The 19,908-nt window shown below is 64.6% G+C and carries 23 protein-coding genes; 14 read left to right on the top strand and 9 right to left on the bottom strand.

The window, feature by feature from the left end; translation table 11 throughout:
* Position 1 precedes the first annotated feature (1 nt).
* Positions 2-1,099 (top strand): LLM class flavin-dependent oxidoreductase, encoded by a 1,098-nt coding sequence (locus CH274_RS27400; protein WP_094659448.1) that lies wholly within the window; start codon positions 2-4, stop codon positions 1,097-1,099.
* Here the strand turns inward: CH274_RS27400 and CH274_RS27395 are convergent.
* Together CH274_RS27395 and ramB are read right to left on the bottom strand one after the other, a co-directional pair.
* Positions 1,086-1,859, bottom strand: a complete 774-nt coding sequence (locus CH274_RS27395) for an LLM class flavin-dependent oxidoreductase (protein ID WP_094659447.1) — start codon at positions 1,857-1,859, stop codon at positions 1,086-1,088. The genes CH274_RS27400 and CH274_RS27395 overlap by 14 nt on opposite strands.
* 18 nt (positions 1,860-1,877) lie before the next feature.
* Positions 1,878-3,290, bottom strand: a complete 1,413-nt coding sequence (gene ramB, locus CH274_RS27390) for an acetate metabolism transcriptional regulator RamB (protein WP_032393837.1) — start codon at positions 3,288-3,290, stop codon at positions 1,878-1,880.
* 147 nt (positions 3,291-3,437) lie between these two features.
* Between ramB and CH274_RS27385 the strand changes: the two genes are divergently transcribed.
* Positions 3,438-3,842, top strand: coding sequence for an SPW repeat domain-containing protein (locus CH274_RS27385; RefSeq protein ID WP_094659446.1), 405 nt, complete (start codon positions 3,438-3,440; stop codon positions 3,840-3,842).
* Between the two features lie 181 nt (positions 3,843-4,023).
* Here the strand turns inward: CH274_RS27385 and CH274_RS27380 are convergent, their stop codons facing one another.
* Complete coding sequence (locus tag CH274_RS27380) at positions 4,024-4,932, bottom strand: DUF559 domain-containing protein (protein ID WP_094659445.1); 909 nt, start codon at positions 4,930-4,932, stop codon at positions 4,024-4,026.
* A gap of 532 nt (positions 4,933-5,464) precedes the next feature.
* Here CH274_RS27380 and aceA point away from each other — a divergent pair.
* The 4 genes from aceA (at position 5,465) to CH274_RS27360 (ending at position 9,315) form a co-directional block, all read left to right on the top strand.
* On the top strand, positions 5,465-6,754 hold the full coding sequence (aceA, locus tag CH274_RS27375) for an isocitrate lyase (protein ID WP_027498404.1): 1,290 nt from the start codon (positions 5,465-5,467) through the stop codon (positions 6,752-6,754).
* A gap of 182 nt (positions 6,755-6,936) precedes the next feature.
* Positions 6,937-7,812, top strand: a complete 876-nt coding sequence (locus CH274_RS27370) for a 3-hydroxybutyryl-CoA dehydrogenase (RefSeq protein WP_032393839.1) — start codon at positions 6,937-6,939, stop codon at positions 7,810-7,812.
* 90 nt (positions 7,813-7,902) lie between these two features.
* Positions 7,903-8,178, top strand: coding sequence for a hypothetical protein (locus CH274_RS27365; RefSeq protein WP_032393840.1), 276 nt, complete (start codon positions 7,903-7,905; stop codon positions 8,176-8,178).
* A 96-nt stretch (positions 8,179-8,274) separates the two neighbouring features.
* Positions 8,275-9,315 carry an NAD(P)-dependent alcohol dehydrogenase gene (locus tag CH274_RS27360; RefSeq protein ID WP_032393841.1) on the top strand — a complete coding sequence of 347 codons (1,041 nt, stop codon included), beginning with the start codon at positions 8,275-8,277 and terminating at the stop codon, positions 9,313-9,315.
* 66 nt (positions 9,316-9,381) lie between these two features.
* Here CH274_RS27360 and CH274_RS27355 read toward each other — a convergent pair whose 3' ends face one another.
* The gene (locus tag CH274_RS27355; protein ID WP_094659444.1) at positions 9,382-10,239 is read right to left on the bottom strand and encodes a polyphosphate kinase 2 family protein; all 858 of its coding nucleotides are present in this window, start codon (positions 10,237-10,239) and stop codon (positions 9,382-9,384) included.
* Positions 10,240-10,272: 33 nt separating this feature from the next.
* On the opposite strand from CH274_RS27355, the gene CH274_RS27350 reads away from it, so the two are divergent.
* Positions 10,273-10,734 carry a PPOX class F420-dependent oxidoreductase gene (locus CH274_RS27350; protein WP_032394153.1) on the top strand — a complete coding sequence of 154 codons (462 nt, stop codon included), beginning with the start codon at positions 10,273-10,275 and terminating at the stop codon, positions 10,732-10,734.
* 24 nt (positions 10,735-10,758) lie between these two features.
* Here the strand turns inward: CH274_RS27350 and CH274_RS27345 are convergent, their stop codons facing one another.
* Together CH274_RS27345 and CH274_RS27340 are read right to left on the bottom strand one after the other, a co-directional pair.
* Positions 10,759-11,742, bottom strand: a complete 984-nt coding sequence (locus CH274_RS27345; protein WP_094646842.1) for an iron-siderophore ABC transporter substrate-binding protein — start codon at positions 11,740-11,742, stop codon at positions 10,759-10,761.
* A gap of 16 nt (positions 11,743-11,758) precedes the next feature.
* Positions 11,759-12,304 (bottom strand): type 1 glutamine amidotransferase domain-containing protein, encoded by a 546-nt coding sequence (locus CH274_RS27340; protein WP_032393844.1) that lies wholly within the window; start codon positions 12,302-12,304, stop codon positions 11,759-11,761.
* 62 nt (positions 12,305-12,366) lie between these two features.
* Between CH274_RS27340 and CH274_RS29430 the strand changes: the two genes are divergently transcribed.
* Positions 12,367-12,543, top strand: coding sequence for a hypothetical protein (locus tag CH274_RS29430; protein WP_155290782.1), 177 nt, complete (start codon positions 12,367-12,369; stop codon positions 12,541-12,543).
* Here the strand turns inward: CH274_RS29430 and CH274_RS27335 are convergent.
* Positions 12,540-13,277, bottom strand: a complete 738-nt coding sequence (locus tag CH274_RS27335) for a TetR/AcrR family transcriptional regulator (RefSeq protein ID WP_045200971.1) — start codon at positions 13,275-13,277, stop codon at positions 12,540-12,542. The two genes, CH274_RS29430 and CH274_RS27335, sit on opposite strands and share 4 nt — an antisense overlap.
* Positions 13,278-13,351: 74 nt before the next feature.
* Between CH274_RS27335 and CH274_RS27330 the strand changes: the two genes are divergently transcribed.
* From CH274_RS27330 to CH274_RS27310, 5 genes are all read left to right on the top strand, one after another.
* A complete protein-coding gene (locus tag CH274_RS27330; RefSeq protein ID WP_032393845.1) occupies positions 13,352-14,626 on the top strand; it encodes a DUF445 domain-containing protein in 1,275 nt (424 codons plus the stop codon).
* A gap of 72 nt (positions 14,627-14,698) precedes the next feature.
* Entirely contained in the window at positions 14,699-15,166 is a 468-nt protein-coding gene (locus tag CH274_RS27325) for a helix-turn-helix domain-containing protein (RefSeq protein ID WP_045198858.1), read from the top strand.
* A complete protein-coding gene (locus CH274_RS27320; protein ID WP_045198860.1) occupies positions 15,159-15,947 on the top strand; it encodes a heparin-binding hemagglutinin in 789 nt (262 codons plus the stop codon). The genes CH274_RS27325 and CH274_RS27320 overlap by 8 nt, the downstream gene beginning before the upstream one ends.
* Positions 15,948-16,019: 72 nt before the next feature.
* Positions 16,020-16,307 carry a DUF2516 family protein gene (locus CH274_RS27315; RefSeq protein ID WP_371828356.1) on the top strand — a complete coding sequence of 96 codons (288 nt, stop codon included), beginning with the start codon at positions 16,020-16,022 and terminating at the stop codon, positions 16,305-16,307.
* 79 nt (positions 16,308-16,386) lie between these two features.
* The gene (locus tag CH274_RS27310; RefSeq protein WP_032393847.1) at positions 16,387-17,412 is read left to right on the top strand and encodes an alpha/beta fold hydrolase; all 1,026 of its coding nucleotides are present in this window, start codon (positions 16,387-16,389) and stop codon (positions 17,410-17,412) included.
* A gap of 1 nt (position 17,413) precedes the next feature.
* Here the strand turns inward: CH274_RS27310 and purU are convergent, their stop codons facing one another.
* Both purU and CH274_RS27300 read right to left on the bottom strand, forming a co-directional pair.
* Positions 17,414-18,298, bottom strand: a complete 885-nt coding sequence (purU, locus tag CH274_RS27305) for a formyltetrahydrofolate deformylase (RefSeq protein ID WP_032393848.1) — start codon at positions 18,296-18,298, stop codon at positions 17,414-17,416.
* A gap of 13 nt (positions 18,299-18,311) precedes the next feature.
* Positions 18,312-19,154: a class I SAM-dependent methyltransferase gene (locus CH274_RS27300; RefSeq protein ID WP_094659443.1), complete on the bottom strand. Its 843-nt coding sequence runs from the start codon at positions 19,152-19,154 to the stop codon at positions 18,312-18,314.
* Positions 19,155-19,213: 59 nt separating this feature from the next.
* Here CH274_RS27300 and deoC point away from each other — a divergent pair, with 59 nt between their 5' ends.
* Positions 19,214-19,867 (top strand): deoxyribose-phosphate aldolase, encoded by a 654-nt coding sequence (deoC, locus tag CH274_RS27295; protein WP_032393850.1) that lies wholly within the window; start codon positions 19,214-19,216, stop codon positions 19,865-19,867.
* The last annotated feature ends 41 nt before the right edge of the window (positions 19,868-19,908 follow it).

Below are 19,908 nucleotides of genomic sequence, written 5' to 3'. Positions count from 1 at the left end.
TATGCGCTTTCAGGTTCTCGACATCGTCTTCAACCCGCCGCACCCGGTCACCGGTGCAGTCGTGCACCCGGCCGACCGATTCGACCGGTTGATCGAACTCGCCGTTCTTGCAGAAGAACTGGGCATCGATTCGTTCTCTGTCGGAGAACGGCACGCGGGAGACGTGCTCTCGTCCGCTCCCACGGTGCTTCTCGGCGCGCTCGCGCAGGCGACACATCGCATTCTGTTGTCCACCGGCGTCACCGTCCTGTCGGTGTTGGACCCGATTCGCGTCGCCGAAGACCTCGGCACCGTCGATCAACTGAGTCGAGGCCGCCTCGAAGTCGTCATCGGCAAAGGCAACGAAGTACTGCAGTACCCACTGTTCGGACTCGACATCGCGCGCCAGTACGAGTACCTCACCGAGAACTACGAACTGCTCCGCAGGCTGATCCGTGAGGAGCACGTGGATTGGACCGGGCGCCACCGACATCCGTTGTCCGACGCCACCACACTGCCCAGGCCCTTCGACGGGCCGTTTCGAATCTGGCACGGTTCGGCCACGTCGATCGAGGCGGTCGATCTGGCGGCCGAGTGGGGAGACCCCATCGTGACAGCCAACGCACTGCAGCCGAGGGAGAACTACAAGGAACTCATCGACCGCTACCGCGAGCAGTATCGCAATCACGGTCATGACCCGGACAGGGCGTACGTGGGTTCTGGCTCCGGGGGGTTGTTCCTCGGTACGACGACCGAGGCTGCCGTTGCCGAGTATCGGCCGATCTACGAGGGCATCGTCGCGCAGCAGGACAAGCGCAAACACGATCCGGCGGCCAAGGGCAAGGTGACGAGCTTTCGGACCATCGACGACGCGGTAGCGCGGGGGCCCGCACTGGTGGGCTCGTCCGAACGCGTCGCGGCGAAGATACTCGACTACCACGACGCGTACGGCCATGATCTGCAATCGGTTTCGATCAACCACGTATTGGACTTCGAGCGTCAGAAGGACACGTTACGACAGTTCGCCGAAGAGGTGATTCCATTGGTGCGGGCCGAGGTGACGACCACACTGTGGACGACCGAGGACAAAGATCGTGCCAGGGGATTCACGGCGAGCTGACCTGTGCCGTCAATGCCGCGGCGTGGGTGAACAACGTGGTCGGATCCGCTCGGTCCGCAGGGGGTTCGAGTACGACGGTGGTGGCACCGGCATCGATCCAGCGTTGCAGGTTGCTCAGCGCGACATCGGAATCGGTCACGGCGGCAATGTAGACGACGATCTCGTGGTCCGGCCCACCATCGATGTGCTCGATGGCCGTTCGCACCTGATCCGGTGACGTCTCGCTCGTGAGGATGGTTCCCACACCGGTGCGTCCGCTCAGGGCCAGAGTCTTCGGCCCCGTCGCACCGACGAGCAGCGGCGGCGGTTGCAGCGGAGGCCAATTCAGCTGCACGTTGTCGAGCGAGACGTACCGGCCCTGGACGGTGACGCTCTCGCCCGCCAACAGTGCGGTGAGCGCTGTCATCTGTTCGGTCAGCAATGTCAGAGGCGACTGCACTCGCGCCCCGATCTGCCCCATCCACGATTGAACTCCGTGTCCGAGCCCCACGCGGAGCCGCCCCGGATGGACACGGGCCACGGTAGCGATCTCCATGGCTGTGGCTGCCACGTTCCGCATCGGAGTCGGTAGCACCCCGATGCCGACGCTCACGTGTTCGGTGTTCGCGAGAACCAGTGCAGCAGCCGACAATCCACCGGAGTAGAAGCAGTCCTCCCACAACCACACCTCGTCGACGCCTGCGCGGTCGGCCGCACATGCCGCGTCGACGAGATCCTCCGGCGCAAGTTCGGGTCGCAGTACAACGCCGATACGAGTCATTCCAGTCTTCCTTTCTTCTCAGCGAACGAGATACGGCGACACCGAACTTCGGTGCTCGTCGATGTCGAGGTCCTTACCCAGTGGCGGAAACGCGCGTTGCGGGCAGTTGGAACGCTCGCACACCCGGCAGCCCGCTCCGATCGGTGTCGCCGCCGCCGAGCCCTGTACGTCCAGACCGTCGGCGTACACCAGCCGACCGGCGTGGCGCAGTTCGCATCCGAGGCCGATGGCGAAGGTCTTGCCGGGCTGTCCGTATCGCGCGGCACGTCGCTCCACGGTGCGTGCGATCCACAGGTAACTGCGGCCGTCGGGCATCTCGGCGATCTGCGTCATGATCTTGCCCGGATAGGCGAAGGTCTCGTACACATTCCACAGTGGGCACGTGCCACCACTGGACGAGAAGTGAAAGCCTGTGGCGGACTGGCGCTTCGACATGTTCCCGGCGCGATCGACGCGCACGAACGAGAACGGAACACCCCGCAGCTCGGGTCTCTGCAAGGTGGACAGGCGATGGCAGATGGTCTCGTAGCTGACCGAGAAGAAGGCCGAGAGCCGCTCGATGTCGTACCGGAAATCCTCGGCGACGTCGTGGAACTGGTGGTACGGCAACACCGTCGCGGCCGCGAAGTAGTTCGCGAAACCGAGCACCGCCAACTTCTTCGACGACTCACTGGTGAAGTTGCCCTCGTCGGCCATCTTCTTCAGCAGATCCCCGCATTCGAGATAGGCGAGTTCGGCGGCGTACCTGAACACCTTCTGCCCGCCGGACAGATGCGGTGAGATCTCCAGCACTCGCGTCTGCGGATCGAACCGATGCAGCACGTTCTCGCCGAGGTCGATGCGATTGACGATCTGCACGTCGTGAACCGTCCGCAGCCGCTTGGCGATCTCGCCACCGACGTCGGCGCGATGGAACCGGATTCTCGAGGTCAGAGCCTCTGCCGCAGTGTCCAATTCGTGCAGATAATTCTGCCGCTGATAGAAGTAGTCACGCACTTCCTCGTGCGGCTTGCTGATCGAACCACTGCCACTGCCGTCGGAGAACCGCTCCTCGGTAGCGGCCAACAGCTGAGCCGTCGTATTGCGGTATCGGCGGTGCATGTTGACCATCGCCCGCGCCAACTGCGGGTGAGAGCTGACCATCTGCGCGATCTCGTGGGCATCGGCATCGATCCCCATATCCTGATCGAGCGCCACTTCGCGGAGTTCGGCAACCAGCCTGGTGTCGTCCTCGGAGGAGAAGAACGACGTGTCGACGCCGAACACCTCGGAGATCCGCAGCAACACCGGCACCGTCAGTGGACGCACGTCGTGCTCGATCTGGTTGAGATAACTGGCGGAGATCCCGAGCTTCTGCGCCAGTGACACCTGGCTCATGCTGCGTTCGCTGCGGAGCTGCCGAAGCCGCACGCCGACGAAGGTTTTCGACATATCGCCAGGCTACGCCTGCGAAGAATCGGGTTAACACCGTTCGCAATCGGCTACTGGGTCACAATTCGACAGCCAACGGGAACATTAGCCGAAGTACGGGCGTATACCGGTGTACGAGCTATTCACCACGCACCACGAGGAGCGGTCATGTCCAATCGTCAACGCACATCGGAAATCGTCAGGGACGTCGTCGTCTTCGTCACCGGAGCCGTGCTCGTCGCATCGACCGTCTGGCTTCCCGTCCAGGGAGACCAGGAAGTCACCGGTGCCATCCTCGTGCTCGGCATCCTTGCGGCGTCGTCTGCACTCTGGGCCATCGGATCCTCGTCGAGACAGAGTCATTGGACCCACGTCGGCCTCGGGTTGCTGCTTGCTGTCTCGCCCGCGCTGATGGTGTTCCCGTCCGGATTGCTCGCCGCCGACCTGTTCGCGATCGTCGGAGGACTCGTCATCGCCGCGATGGGCGGCCTCGGCGTGCTGGCCTCGCGTCGGACGCCGATCACGTCGCAGGTGATTGCACGCAGCGACGACCGAACCGGCGTTCGCATCTGATCTCGGCAACCGGTGCTCCACTCCCGGGGCCGCGTGCGAAAAATGTCGTACGCGGCCCCGGGAGTGGAGCATTTTCTGCTCTGTGGGTTCATCGCGGCGCCTGATGCAATGGGTGCTCCACTCGGCGCGGTGGATCCGGTAAATCCCTCGTGCGGACCGGCGAGTGGAGCATTGTGTGCTCTCATCGCCGCGATTCCCGACGCCGCCTGACAACCGACGCGATTTCGGCAGCCACCACATCCGGCGCGGCAAGCACATCGAACGCCGAGTAGCGCAGCACCAACCAGCCACCCAGTACCAGGGCGTTCTGTCTACGTCGATCCTTGCTGAACACCTCTGCTGCACTGTGGAATTCGCGTCCGTCCACCTCGATGATCGTTCGGCTGCGACGGTCGACGAGGTCGCAGACGAACGAGCCGACTGTCGCATTCATCTCCAGATACAGGCCGATCCGATGCAATGCCCGGCCGAGGGCCCGCTCCGGTTCCGAGGCGAACCTCGTCACTGCCAACCGGACCTGACGGGCCAACTCTGCGTTGCCGCGTCGACCCGGGAATCGCTCGAGTAGGCAGATGAGCGACGCAGGGTCGAGTCCGAACTTCAGACGCTCGTCGATCAGCAACTCGGCCTCTTCGCGAGGGAGTACCGCCAGGCAATCGAGCATCGTCTGCGCAGGAGTGGTGCAAGGCAGTGACTCGACCTCGTCGACGAGCCGGGAATCGAGTGCGCGACGGTGCAGTCGGAGCCATGGCGGTGGTCGCAACCGGGCCGAGCGGGGGACGGTTGCATCGAGAGTGGACGGCTCGGTCGTCCAGCCGCGTAGGTATGCGGCCGAACGGTGACTGAGTACGGCATCGGGTCGCCACAGGGCGATGGCCCGACACCGATCCATCGTCGACGGCTCCCCGCGCATATGGACCGTCGGCAGAACGCGGGTGAAGCGTCGCGAGACGGTGCTGGGATGGAGTCCGGAGGAGACGAGCTGTCGGAATGTGGCGGGGCCGGGAGTGGAGCCTGCGGAATGACCGGGTTGGGCGGGAGTGGAGTCTGCGGAATGACCGGGTTGGGCGGGAGTGGAGTCGGCTGTCATGGGTGCAGCGTCGGCGATGGCGTGGGTGGTCTTCGATGCTCGACCTGGGGAAATCGAAAGCCCTGTGGACAGGTGCCAGCCTGTGGATGAGTGCAACTTCTGCTCCACTCGGTGGCGTCGGTCGGGGGATCCCCGCGAAAGTGGTGTCGAGGGGAGCAACCCGTGCCATGCTCACATCGTGGGATGAGGCAGCTGTGATGTCGATCACATAGTGCTCGGTTTCTGACTCGATTCAGACGCCCTCGTCAAACCGTACAAGCGTCCGGTAAAGAATTTTGTTCATTCCGTTCATCAACTGGGGATTCATCGCTACTGGCGAGTAACCACGCTGTCCGATCGGAGAGGTTTGTGTCGACCAAAAATTTGCAACATTAGCAACGACGCCCGTAAAGCTAGCCAAGATTGGCACTAACAACTGGTAGACGCATGTTTTCGGGTGTGCCATTGTTCTGGAGTACACCAGAAGGGCCTGGCAACGATGTGAAGATTCGTCTCGAGGCAGGCCGAGAAGCAGAAGAGACTGGAGCTGAAGATGTCGACCACCGGCACCCCGAAGACCACCGCCGAGATCCAGCAGGATTGGGACACCAACCCCCGCTGGAAGGGCGTCACCCGTAACTTCACCGCACAGCAGGTCTCCGACCTCCAGGGCACCGTCGTCGAAGAAGCGACCCTCGCTCGCCGCGGCAGCGAGATCCTGTGGGACCTCGTCAACAACGAGGACTACATCAACTCGCTCGGTGCCCTCACCGGCAACCAGGCCGTGCAGCAGATTCGCGCCGGCCTCCAGGCGATCTACCTCTCCGGCTGGCAGGTCGCAGGCGACGCCAACCTCTCGGGTCACACCTACCCGGACCAGAGCCTCTACCCGGCCAACTCGGTGCCGTCCGTCGTCCGTCGCATCAACAACGCACTCCTGCGCGCCGACGAGATCGCCAAGATCGAGGGCGATACCTCCGTCAAGAACTGGGTCGCACCGATCGTCGCCGACGCCGAAGCCGGCTTCGGTGGCGCACTGAACGCCTACGAGCTGCAGAAGGCCATGATCGTGGCCGGCGCCGCAGGCGTGCACTGGGAGGACCAGCTCGCATCGGAGAAGAAGTGCGGCCACCTCGGCGGCAAGGTGCTCATCCCCACCCAGCAGCACATCCGAACCCTGACCTCGGCACGCCTCGCGTCCGACGTCGCCGACGTCCCGTCGGTCATCATCGCCCGCACCGACGCCGAGGCAGCCACGCTGATCACCTCCGACGTCGACGAGCGTGACCGTGAATTCCTCGACGGAACCCGCACCGCAGAAGGCTTCTTCGGCGTCAAGAACGGCATCGAGCCCTGCATCGCCCGTGCGAAGGCCTACGCCCCGTACGCCGACCTCATCTGGATGGAGACCGGCGTGCCGGATCTCGAGGTCGCCAAGAAGTTCTCCGAGTCGGTTCGCAGCGAGTTCCCGGACCAGCTGCTCGCCTACAACTGCTCGCCTTCGTTCAACTGGAAGGCGCACCTGGACGACGCGACCATCGCGAAGTTCCAGAAGGAACTCGGTGCCATGGGCTTCAAGTTCCAGTTCATCACTCTGGCAGGCTTCCACTCGCTCAACTACGGCATGTTCGACCTGGCACACGGCTACGCCCGCGAAGGCATGACCGCGTTCGTCGACCTGCAGGAGCGCGAGTTCAAGGCTGCCGAAGAGCGCGGCTTCACCGCCATCAAGCACCAGCGTGAGGTCGGTGCAGGCTACTTCGACCGCATCGCCACCACCGTCGACCCCAACACCTCGACGGCAGCACTGAAGGGCTCCACCGAAGAAGGCCAGTTCCACTGAGCTAGCCCGCCTCCCCGGAGCTAGTCCGCCTCCCCGGATCTTCAGCGCACTAGTCAGGCGGTCCGCAACTTTCGTTGCGGGCCGCCTGTTCTGTATCACGATGGTCTTGGGCGTACCCGGCAAGAGTTACCCCCATCTCACGAGAGATGTTGTAGCGCAACGTTTGTTGAAGGAGTGTCACTGTGACGGTCGAGAGGGTGGGGATCGTCGGAGCGGGGCAGATGGGTGCAGGAATCGCGGAGGTCTGCGCCCGTGCGCACGTCGACGTGTTGGTCCACGAACAGACCCGCGAACTGGCGACGGCCGGTCGCAGCCGCATCCTGCAATCGCTGGACCGCGGCGTCAGCAGCGGCAAGATCACCGAACGTGAGCGTGAGCAAGCGGCATGCAGGCTGCGATTCACCGCCGACCTCGCCGACTTCGGTGATCGCCAACTGGTCGTCGAAGCAGTGCTCGAAGACGAGAAGATCAAGACCGACATCTTCGCCGAACTCGACTCGGTGGTGACCGACCCAAACGCTGTCATCGCCTCCAACACCTCCTCCATTCCCATCGTGAGCCTGGGAGCCGCCACGACGGCACCCGGCCGAGTCGTGGGTCTGCACTTCTTCAACCCGGTCCCGGTACTGCCACTCGTCGAGCTCGTCACCACCGACCTGACGTCACCGGCAGTGGCAGACCGCGCCGAGCGCTTCGCGGGCGATGTTCTCGGCAAACAGGTCGTGCGCTCGGCAGATCGCTCGGGCTTCGTCGTCAACGCGTTGCTCGTGCCGTATCTGCTCTCCGCGATTCGCATGGTCGAATCCGGATTCGCCACCAAGGAGGACGTCGACAAGGCGACAGTGCTGGGTCTGGCGCACCCCATGGGGCCGCTCGCACTCGCCGATCTGATCGGCCTCGACACGGTCAAAGCCATTGCCGATTCCATGTACTCGGAGTTCGAGGAACCTCTCTTCCTGGCACCGCCGCTGCTGCTGCGAATGGTCGAATCGGGGCACATGGGCAAGAAGGCCGGAGCCGGTTTCTACCGCTACGAGAACGGCCGAATCGCAAAGTAGACACCGCCGCGGGCGGGTTGCCCCGCGACGGTCACCGGACCGCTATTGTCGGTCTGCGAATGCAGTCACTTCGATCACAGGAGCATGTCAGTGAGCAAGTCCACGAAGTCGAACAGTGTGGTTCCCAAGGCATTCGGGATCGGGTTGGCGGCCACCGGCGCCGCCCACTTCGTGGTGCCCGAGGCGTTCGAGGGAATCACCAAGCTTCCGTTCCCCAAGGACACTCGGACCTGGATCAGTCGCAACGGAGCCACCGAACTGGCGGTCGGTGCCGCGATCGCATACCCCAAGACTCGCAAGATCGGACTGATCGGTCTGGGCGCATACGTTCTGTGGCTCGGCGGCAACATCGCCAAGAACAGCTGACGTTACTGTTGCGAACGACTCGTTTAGAGTAGGAATAGCCTGGTCGAGGCGGTAGCTGCCTTGCGCTTGCACCGATGCGTAGGTAGCAATGTACTTATGACTTCAGCTACCGCTTACCAGGCCACCGCTCCTGACGCCCCGCTCGAGAAGGCGACGATCGAGCGACGCGCTGTCGGACCCCATGACATCCTCATCGACGTCAAGTTCGCCGGCATCTGTCACTCCGATATCCACACCGCCCGTAACGAGTGGGGTGGCACCACGTACCCCGTCGTTCCCGGGCACGAGATCGCAGGCATCGTGGCCGAGGTCGGCTCCGAGGTGACCAGCCGCAAGGTGGGCGACCGCGTCGGCGTCGGCTGCTTCGTGGACTCCTGTGGCGAGTGCGAGGCGTGCAAGGACGGCGACGAGCAGTACTGCACCAAGGGCGTCGTCCAGACGTACAACTCGAAGACCTACGAGGGCGAGTTCACCCACGGCGGCTACTCCACCCAGATCGTCGTGACGGAGAAGTTCGTTCTCGGAATCCCGGAGGGCGTCGAGCTCGACGTCGCCGCACCTCTGCTGTGCGCAGGCATCACCCTGTACTCGCCGCTCAAGCACTGGGGCGCAGGACCGGGCAAGAAGGTCGCCATCATCGGCATGGGCGGCCTCGGCCACATCGGCGTCAAGATCGCGCACGCACTCGGAGCACACGTCACCGTGCTGAGCCAGACCGACGCCAAGGAAGCCGACGGCAAGGCCTACGGTGCCGACGAGTACTACGCCACCAAGGACACCACCGCCCTCAAGGATCTGCAGGGCAAGTTCGACCTGATCCTCAACACGGTCTCCGCGAACCTGCCGATGGGCAAGTACCTCGGACTGCTCGCCCGTAACGGCACCCTCGTCGAGCTCGGTGTTCCCGAGAAGCCCCTCGAGGTGCCCGCGTTCAACCTGCTGGCCAACCGTCGCTCCTTCGCCGGTTCGATGGTCGGTGGCATCGCCGAGACCCAGGAAATGCTCGACTTCTGCGCCGAGCACCACATCGGTGCCGAGATCGAGGTCATCCCGGCCGAGAAGATCAACGAGGCATACGACCGCGTCGTCAAGTCCGACGTGCGCTACCGCTTCGTGATCGACGCAGCCACGCTGTAAATCTTCACCCAGCTGTACCCAGCATGAGAGAAGGGCCCGCGACGCAGTGTCGCGGGCCCTTCTCGTTCAGCTCTCGGCGAGACGCTTCTTCTCGTGTTCGACGTCGAAATCGGCTGCGGGCCAATCGAGATCGAGTTTCTCCAACGTGTCGATCAGGATCTCCGTGACAGCCAGGCGGCTGTACCACTTCCGATCGGCCGGGACGACGTACCACGGTGCATGATCGACGTCGGTCCGATCCAGCACCCGCTGATACGCCGCCCGGTACTGCGGTAGGAAGCCACGCTCGGTGACGTCGCCCGGGTTGTACTTCCAATGCTTGTCGGGCCGATCGAGCCGCTCCTGCAACCGCTTCTTCTGCTCGTCTGCCGAGACGAACAACGCGACCTTCACCACGACGGTTCCCTGTTCGGTCAACTCCTTTTCGAAGGCGTTGATCTCGTCGAATCGCTTCTCCCACACTTGCCGTGGCACCAAGTCGTGGACCGCGACGACGAGGACGTCCTCGTAGTGGGAGCGATCGAACACCCCGATGCGGCCGGCCCGCGGAAGTGCTTTGCGGATTCGCCACAGGTAGTGGTGTTGTTTCTCTTCCTGAGTCGGCACCCCGAACGACGCCAGGTCCACGCCCTGCGGATCGACCATGCCGATGACGTGCTTGACCATTCCGCCCTTGCCTGCGGTGTCCATGCCCTGGAGTACCAGCAGAACCGACCTGGTTCCACCCGCGCGCCCATGGGCGTAGAGCTTCTCCTGCAGCGCGGCCAGCACTGCACCCCGCTGTTCGAGGACGTCGTTGCCGTGGGCTTTCTTGCCGTCGAATCCCGGAGTTGCGGTGAAATCGATGTCCTCCACACGTGGAGACGCGCCGGCGCGCAGCACCTCGACGGGAGAGAGCGTCCACAATTTCGAGTTGTCGGCCATGACCGATGACACTACTTCTCTACCATGGGAATCATGGCCCCTACCATCGCAAAAGCCGAGACCGTGTCGCGTGAGGAATTGCTCGAATTCGTCTCTCCGCGGCACCACCACACCCTGATCACCCGCAAGCGCGACGACGGCCTGCAGGTCTCCCCGGTTTCGGCCGGGGTCGACTCGGAAGGCCGCATCGTCATCGCCACGTACCCCGAGCGCGCGAAGGTGCACAACATTCGCCGCAACTCCGCCGTCACGGTGTTGGTGCACAGTGACGATTGGAACGGCGACTACGTCCAGGTCGACGGTACCGCCGAAATCATCGATCTTCCCGACGCGGTCGAGCCTCTGGTGGAGTACTTCCGCAGCATCGCCGGCGAGCACTCGGACTGGGACGAGTACCGCGCGGCGATGGTGAAGCAGGGAAAGTCGTTGATACGCATCGTGATCGACACCTGGGGACCGATCGCCGCGGGTGGCTTCCCTCCAGGGAGGGTGTGACAAGCCCCCCGGGGAGGGTGTGATCTAGCCCTTCAGTGGTGCCGCGAAGAGCGGCACTGCGTTCTCCAGTGCGTATCGGGTGCCTGCGACCGAGGCTGCCGAGAATGCGTTGGAGAGGTTCTGATCTCCGAGCACCACGAGGCGTCCGTCGCGTGCCGACGGCAGGCCCTGGATCGACGGGTTGTCGGTGATCACCTCGGGTCCGGTGCCGATGGGGAACATGACGGTGAGGTCGGCATCGAGCGCGGAGATGTTCTCCTCGGACAGTTCGATGCTGAATGCTCCCGGCTGCGCGAGGTTCTGGACGGCCGGGGTGTTCTCCATGCCCAACGACTCGAGGAAGTCGACGCGGGTGTCGCCGCGGACGTAGGCACCGACCTGTCCGCTGTAGAGCGTGCCGACGGCGACGGTCTTGCCGGCGAATTCGGGGTTGGCGGCGATGGTGTCGTCGACCAGTGCCTGGGTGTCGTCGACGAGCTTCTTGCCCTCGTCGACCTTTCCGAGCGCTTGGGCAACGATCTCGGTCTGGCCATCCCACGTGGTGCCGTAGGCGACGTCGGTTCCCGGCGGCGCGGCGACAGTCGGGGCGATCTCGGACAGGTCGTCGTAGACGGCTTTGTCGTTGGTGCTGCGAGTCCACAGGATCAGATCCGGTGCCAGCGCCGCGATCGACTCCATGTCGACGTCGAAGGTGCCGACGATCGTGGGGTCGGTGTCGTAGGTTTCGTCGACCCACGGGCCGAGGCCGTTTCCGCCGACTCCGAGCCAGTCACTCGCTCCGACGGGTTGGACGCCGAGCGCCAGTGCGGTCTCGGCGTCCGACCAGCCGAGTGCAACCACTCGCTGCGGATTCGCCGGGACCTCGACGTCGCCGAACATGTCGGTGACGACGACACCACCGGCCTCCGAGGGGTCGGTGGTGTCGCCGTTGTCGGAGCTGCATGCGGTCAGAGTGAGGGCGAGGGCGAGGGCTGCCGCAGGCAGAGCCAACGAACGAGAAATGTGCATAGGGCACGCTAACCTATCAAGCGCTGAAATGCTCCACGATCTTCGCGCAGAAGGCCGGCAGGTCGTCCGGATTGCGGCTCGACACCAGGTTGCCGTCGACGACCACTTCCTCGTCGACGACGGTTCCTCCCGCGTTGCGAATGTCGGTTCGGATACTCGGGTAGGACGTCAACGTCCGGCCCTTCACGACGTCCGCCTCGACGAGAGTCCAGGCACCGTGGCAGATGACGCCGACCGGTTTGCGGGCTTGTACGAATGCGCGCACGAACGCCACCGCGTCCGCGTCGACGCGAAGTTGGTCGGGGTTGGTGGTGCCGCCGGGCAGGATCAGCGCATCGAAGTCGTCCGCGGAGACATCGGCGACGACGCGGTCGACCGTGAAGGTGTCGGCGGCATTGACGTCGCTCTCCATCGCTTGGATGTCACCATGGTCGAGTGCCACCAATGTGACTGTGGCTCCGGCATTTTCGACGGCTTCACGAGGCTGAACCAGTTCGACCTGCTCGACGCCGTCTGTAGCGAGAATGGCGATGCGGCGTCCGGTCAATGTATCGGTAGTCATACCTGTTCGAATGTCCGACCGGACCGGATCTCAAACTGACGAGTGATGGTACGAATGGAGACATGAGCGAATCACCCATCGAAACGCCCACCGAGGATCGGGTCGAGCAGAGTCTGCCGATCGTCGACGAGTCCGGCGAGCCGAGTACGAGTGATCTGCCCGTCGAGGCCGACGTCCGGGACGTGCTGGATCAACGAGCCGAGGTCCCGCTCGACGACGACGGGTACGACGAGCGCTAGGGCGTGCCGGGTTCGACGACGAGAGGGTGCGGCTGCGACTTGAACTTCGCGGGGGAGCCGTCGGCCATGGCGACTCCGTGGATACCGCCCCACATCATCATGCAGAGATAGTCGATCAGATCGTCCGCGGACATGGACTTGTTGGAGATCCACCAGTGCGTGGCCAACTGAACCGCGCCGACGATCGCGAAGGCCCACGGAACCGAACCGCCCGAGTCCATCTCGCGTTGCCGTAGGCGCTCACCCAACACGGTGGAGAGCAACTCGGCGATCATGCGCTCGGACTCGGCGACGACGTCGCGATTGTTGCCGGCGTTGTTCGCCATGACGTACAGGTACACCTCGGGATCGGTGGCCACCGTCTCGACATAGGCGGTCACGACGACGCGGGTGAGCTCGTACTCGTCGAGCTCGTGCGAGATCGCCGCGTAGATGCGAGGGGCGAGGGTCGTCTCGACGTACCGCGACATGGTCGCGCTCGTCAGGTCGTTCTTGTCGGTGAAGTAGCGGTAGAGCACCGTCTTGGAGATACCGATCTCCGACGCGATCTCGTCCATTCCGATCTCGCGGCCTCGCAGCCGGATCGCAGCCAGCGTGCCGTCGACCAGCTCCTCGCGTCGCGCGATCTTGTGCTCACGCCACCGACGTTTGCGGCCGTCCGGCTTCTCGGCCTTGGGCTTGTCCTCGCTCGGCTCGGACTCGTCCAGCTTTGCCTCCGTCGTATTTCTTGCCACGACCACCACCCTATGCGCCTGCTCGGACACCGTCGCAGGGTGCGTCCGGTTGGTCCGAGGTATTTCTGGGCACAATGTCGGTTGTGCAGCTGATGAACTTCGACGACGACACCAAACGCCGCGACCTCCGCAAGATGAAGACGGTCGCGACGGGCTTTCTCGTCTTCGCATCGATCGTCTACATCTTCTGCCGCTGGCAGGAGTCGACGGGCGCAGGTGCCTGGGTGGGCTACGTGCGCGCGGCATCGGAAGCGGGAATGGTGGGCGCACTCGCGGACTGGTTCGCGGTGACGGCCCTGTTCAAGCACCCGCTCGGCATCCCGATTCCGCACACGGCCTTGATCAAGAAGAAGAAGGACCAGCTGGGTGCGAGCCTGAGTTCGTTCGTCGGCAGCAACTTCCTCGCGCCCGAGGTCGTGTCGGAGAAGGTCGCGTCCGCGCAGGTTCCCCTGCGGTTGGGGACCTGGCTCGCTCAGCCGGACAACGCCGAACGGGTCGCGGCCGAGGCGGCGACCGTGTTGCACGGCGTCGTCGACGTCCTCAACGACGAGGACATCACCGCCGTCATCGACAGCACCATCGTGCGTCGACTCGCCGACCCGCAGTGGGGACCGCCGATCGGCCGCATCCTCGACGAACTGCTCCGCGAGAATCGCCAGCTGCCGTTGATCGACATGCTCGCCGAGCGCGCTCACCAGTGGGCGCTCGGCAGCCAGGAGATGATCGATCGCGTCGTCGCGCGGGACTCCCCGAACTGGTCGCCGAAGTTCGTCGACACCCTGTTGGGCGAGAAGGTCTACAAGGAGCTCGTCGAGTTCACCTGGAAGATTCGCTCCAACCCCGAACACGACGTACGCCTGGCCGCCAACAAGTTCCTCGTCGATTACGCCAACGACCTGCAGCACGACCCGGTCACCATCGAGAAGGCCGAGAAGCTCAAGGCGCAGATCATGGGGCGTGAGGAGATCACCGGCCTCGCCGCGGCGACGTGGAAGGTGGCCAAGCGGCTGATCACCGAGTCGGTGGACGATCCGACGAGCACGCTGCGCACCAAGATCAAGGAGAACACCGCCAACCTCGGGGTGCGCTTGCGCGACGACGAGGAATTGCGCGGCAAGGTCGACGGCTGGCTCCTCGGTGGGGCGAGTTACATCGCCGCGAACTACGCGGACGAGATCACCACGATCATCGGGGACACCGTCGCGCGGTGGGATGCCGAGGAGGCGAGCAAGAAGATCGAACTGCAGGTCGGACGCGATCTCCAGTTCATTCGCATCAACGGAACCGTCGTCGGTTCCATCGCCGGTCTCGCCATCTACACGATCTCGGATCTGATCTTCGGGCACTAGTGCTAGCAGAGTGCTTGCAATAGTTAGCACCCTTCGGTACCGTCCAGTAGGACACCGAAACAGGAGGCCGATATGGCCGAGAACGAGGGGGATCTGGTCGCCAAAGCGACCGAGGCGACGCAGGTCGTCGCCGAGGCGGGGGATCTGGTCGCTGCAGTGGTCACCACTGCGGCCCAGGACATCGGCAGCTACATCCGGTCCCAACGGGAAGCCGCGCAGGTATCCATGCGGCAACTCGCCAGCCGGGCCGGAGTGAGCAACCCCTACCTGAGCCAGATCGAACGCGGACTGCGCAACCCGTCCGCAGAAGTGCTAGCGCAGATAGCCAAGGGTCTGCGCGTCTCCTCCGAGGTGCTGTACGTCCGGGCCGGGATCTTGGAAGCGCGTCCCCACGGTCCGGTGCGCGAAGCTCTGCTCGGCGATGAGCACATCACCGAACGGCAGAAGCAAGTGCTGATCGAGATCTACGACTCGTTCTGTCGTGAGAACGAGTCGACGCAGGAGCCCGAACCCGACGAACAGGAGACACCCGATGTCTGATTCCAAGAACTTCGAGAACGTCAAGACCCCGATCTTCGCAGCCGTCGGTGCAGGCGACGCCGTCGTCCAGGCCGTGGCCGACGTCGTCGCTCAGGTGCGCTCGCGCGCCGAGAGCCGCACCAGCGAGGTCAACGCCCGCATCGCCGACATCTCCGAAGATGTCACCGAGGGCGTCGAGAGCCTGCGCGAGCGGCTGGCGAACCTGCCCGCAGAGCTCCCCGACGAGATCGCCGAGCTGCGCGAGCGCTTCACCCCCGAAGAGCTGCGCAAGGTTGCCGAGGCATACCTGAAGGTGGCATCCGACCTCTACACCTCGCTCGCCGAGCGCGGCGAAGAGACCGTCGAGCGCATCCGCCGCACGCCCGCCGTCGAAGAACGCCTCGAACGCGCCAATGCCGCCGCCAACGACGTCGTCGACCTCACCGAGCAGGCCCTCGGAACCGTCGCCTCGCAGACCCGCGCAGTGGGTGAGCGTGCCGCTGCACTGGCCGGTCTCGCATCGGACAAGGTTCGTGAGGGTGCCGAGGAGATCTCCGACGCCGCCGACGAGCTCGCCGAGAACATCGACGAAGCAGGCGACGAGGCCAAGGACAAGGCCATCAAGGCGTCCGACAAGGTGAGCGGCGCGGCGGGCACGGTCGAGGCCAAGACCCGCAGCAACGCCAACTCGCCGATCAAGAAGACTCCGGCACCGGCCAAGAAGACCGCACCGGCACCGGCGGCCAAGAAGTCCACCCCGGCTCCGGCCAAGAAGGCTCCGGCGAAGAAGACCACTCGCTAAAGCACTCGTAAAGAAAACGACCCCTGCGCCGAGCGGCGCGGGGGTCGTTTCTCGTACACTGACCGCGTGAGCATCGCCGGCAGCTTCAGCTACTACATCCTGACCTTTCTGCAGATCCTCGGAGTGGTAGGTGCAGGATTCGCGATCTTCCACGCATTGCGTCAGCGCGCCGACGCCTTTCCTGCCGTGGACAAGCTCACCAAGAACGCGTGGCTGGCCATCCTGTTCGTCGGCCTGCTCCTCATCCTCGTCTCCGGAGTGATCGGATTCCTGGGCATCATCGGCGTCGTCGCCGTGTGCGTGTACCTCGTCGACGTACGGCCCAAGATCGACAGCATCCAGCGCGGACCTCGCTGGTAACCAGCCGCGTCGACGCCCGTTCGGTTCTGGGCGTAGCCTCTACCGCACCCGCTCGGGGGATACAGGTGGAGGGGAATCAGTGGTTTCACGCAAGGTAATCGAACGCGCGCTGTTCGGAGTCGGCAGTGCGGCCGTCGCGGCAGGCATCGGTACGTTCGTCGTTCGGCGGCGTCGCCTGCACTCGTTCACCAAGACGACCGACGTCCAGCCCGACGAGCTGCTGCAGTACCCCACCTTCGAGCCGCACATCACCGAGGTGGTCACCGACGACGGTGCCCACCTGCACGTCCGTAGCTACGGTGACTCCGATGCCGCGCCGATCGTCTTCAGCCACGGCTGGACCTGCTCGGCCGACTACTGGTACCCGCAGATCAACGCCCTCGCCGGCCGCTACCGCGTCATCGCGTACGACCAGCGCGGCCACGGCCGCAGCGACGTGGGAACGCGACCACTGAGCCCCGACGTGCTGGCCGACGACCTCGCTGCGGTCCTCACCGCCACCGTCGACGAGGACAACAAAGCTGTGCTGGTGGGTCACAGCATGGGCGGCATGTCGATCATGGCCTGGGCCGGAAACTATCCCGAACAGGTCGATCGCCTGGTCAGTGCCGTCCTGCTCGCCAGCACCGCGACCGACTCACTCGTCCGCGAAACCACCGTCATCCCACTGCCGCAGCGCTTCCCGCGCCTCCCGACCCCCGTGGGCAAAGCCGTGCTCAGCTCGGCGCTTCCGCTGCGGCCGTCGCCGGTGACCCGCCAGGCCATCAAGTACATCTCCATGGCACCAGGAGCGACACCGGCCGAGGTGGCGTTCTGCGAGAAGATCGTGCTCGAATGCGCCCCGCGCACCCGCGGCATCTGGGGTGCCGCGCTCAGCGACCTCGACATCCACGAAGCGCTCGAGAACATGTCCGTTCCCACCAGCGTGCTCGTCGGATCGGCCGACCGACTGACCCCACCCGTGCACGCCCGCAAACTCGCCCGCGCCCTCGACGATCACGACCACCTGAGCAGACTGATCGTGATCCCCGGCATCGGACACATGAGCTCCGTCGAGGCAATCGACGAATTCAACACCGAAGTGGTTCGGCTCCGGAACTTGTGATTTAGCTGAACACCACGGTCTTGCGGCCGTGCACCAGGACACGATCCTCCAGGTGCCACCGCAGGCCACGGGAGAGCACCAGCTTCTCGATGTCGCGGCCCTGACGCACCATGTCGGCCACCTCGTCGGAATGGTCGACGCGGATGACGTCCTGCTCGATGATCGGACCCGCGTCGAGCTCGGCCGTCACGTAGTGGCACGTCGCGCCGATCAGCTTCACGCCCCGCGCGAACGCCTGGTGGTACGGCCGCGCGCCGACGAACGACGGCAGGAAGCTGTGGTGGATGTTGATCGCCCGGCCCGCCCAGTGTGCGCACAGCGACTCGGGCAGAACCTGCATGAAGCGTGCCAGCACAACCGCGTGCGGGTCGTAGGAATCGACCAGCGACCGCACCTCCTCGAAGGCGGGCCCGCGCTCGGCCGGATCCTTGGCGAACTCGACGTGATGGAACGGGGTGCCGTGCGCCGCGGCGATCGGCTCGAGCGACTTGTGGTTGCCGATCACCGCGGAGATCTGAGCGGGCAGTTCGCCGCCCGCAGCGCGCCCGAGGAGGTCGTGCAAGCAGTGCGCCTCCTTGCTGACGAGTAGGACCACGCGCTTGGGCTCACCCGAATCGTGAAGTGTCCATTCGGTTTCCGGGCCGAGCTCGGCAGCCACCACCGCGAAGCGCGTCCTCAGCTCCTCGATGCTCATGTCCACCGACGACGCGCGCACCGCCTGCCGGGTGAAGAACCAACCGGTGTCGGGATCGGCGTGATAGGCGGCCTCGACGATCCATCCACCGACCTCGGCGAGGAAGGTCGAGATGCGGGCGACGATGCCCGTCTTGTCGGGGCAACCGAGCGACAGAACGTAACGGCGATCCTCGGATACGGAAGAACTCATACCGCCGATTGTCTCAGGGCGTCCGCACCCCGGTTGCCACCAGTGTCCCCAGATCGATCGAATCGATTCCGCGCTCGGTGAGCAGCTCCGAGAACTCGGCACGGATCTGCGTCCGGGTCGCATCGTCGAACGGTGTCAGCGCTCCCCGCATGGCGCTGCCCAGCACGAGATCCCACACGAACGACTCCGTCGCGGGAACGTGATTGGACAGCTCCACGACCTCGACATCGGTGGTGCCGGCCGCGGCGAGCCATGCCGACAGAAGATCCGCCGTCTCCATCCGCCGGATCGGGTGCTTGTCGTAACCGTCCTGCGTGAGTGGCGCGTCGTGTTCGCTCGGCGGCGAATGCGCACCGATCACCTCGAAGAACGTGCCCGCGAACGCCTCGAACGCACCCTTGCGCCACACCGTCACCCCGACGCGACCGCCCGGACGAACCAACGACACCAGACGAGCGAAGTCCCCCTCGGGATCGGGCAGAAAGAAGATGCCGTACGAACAGGCCAACGCGTCGTATCCGGCATCGGGAACCGTCGATGGCGGCTCCCATTCGGTGGCGTCGGCGAGCACGAAGTCGATGTTGCGCAGGGCCCGTTCGGTGGCTTTCACCCGCCCGACCTCGAGCAGGTCGTCGGCGAGATCGATGGCGTGCACGAGGCCGTCCGGGCCGACGGCGGCCGCCGCGGGGATCGCCGATGCCCCGGTGCCGGAGCACACGTCCAGAACGGTGTCCCCGGTCGCCAACCCGAGCGCGAAGGCGAGCGACTGCCCGGCCGGCCCCCAGACCTGTGGCGTCACCGCGTCGAACTCCCTGCTGGTGGCGTTGAAGGTGGCGGCGAGCGAGGCTGCTGTCATGAACGAAAATCGTAGACCGACACGGCTACGAAAGGGCGTGCTGTGAAAAGCTGGACCGCATGACACTCACCCGCTCCGCCCTCGCCGGAATGGTCGACCACACGCTGCTCAAGCCCGAAGCCACGACGGCCGACGTGGCCGCTCTCATCGAGGAAGGCCGCGAACTCGGAGTGCTCGCGGTGTGCGTATCGCCGTCGATGCTGCCGATTCAGGCCGAGGGAATGCTCACTGCCGTCGTCGCCGGGTTCCCGTCGGGCAAGCATCACTCGCTGATCAAGGGTTCCGAGGCCAGGCTCGCGGTGCAGCAAGGTGCCGACGAGGTCGACATGGTGATCGACGTCGGCGCGGCCATCGCGGGGGACTACAACGCGGTACTGGCCGACATCGTCACCGTCCGCGAGGGGATCGCCGGAACCGCGGTCCTGAAGGTCATCATCGAATCGGCCGCACTGTCCGACGACGCGATCGTCGAGGTGTGCCGCGCCGCCGAGAAAGCCGGTGCCGACTTCGTCAAGACATCCACCGGATTCCACCCCGCAGGCGGCGCGAGCGTCGAAGCGGTGCGCTTGATGGCGGAGACCGTCGGCGGACGACTGGGCGTCAAGGCCAGTGGCGGCATCCGCACCACGGAGGCCGCCCTGGCCATGATCGACGCGGGCGCAACACGATTGGGGCTTTCGGGAACGCGCGCGGTGCTCGACGGGCTGAACTAGAGCGACTGCGTCGCACGTGCACGGTAATTCGTAGCCAGCTA

This window comes from Rhodococcus sp. 06-418-5, assembly GCF_002258285.1.
GTDB lineage: Bacteria > Actinomycetota > Actinomycetes > Mycobacteriales > Mycobacteriaceae > Rhodococcoides.
The sequence above is the reverse complement of the archived record's forward strand: the minus strand, read 5'-3'. Positions and strand labels throughout refer to the sequence as shown.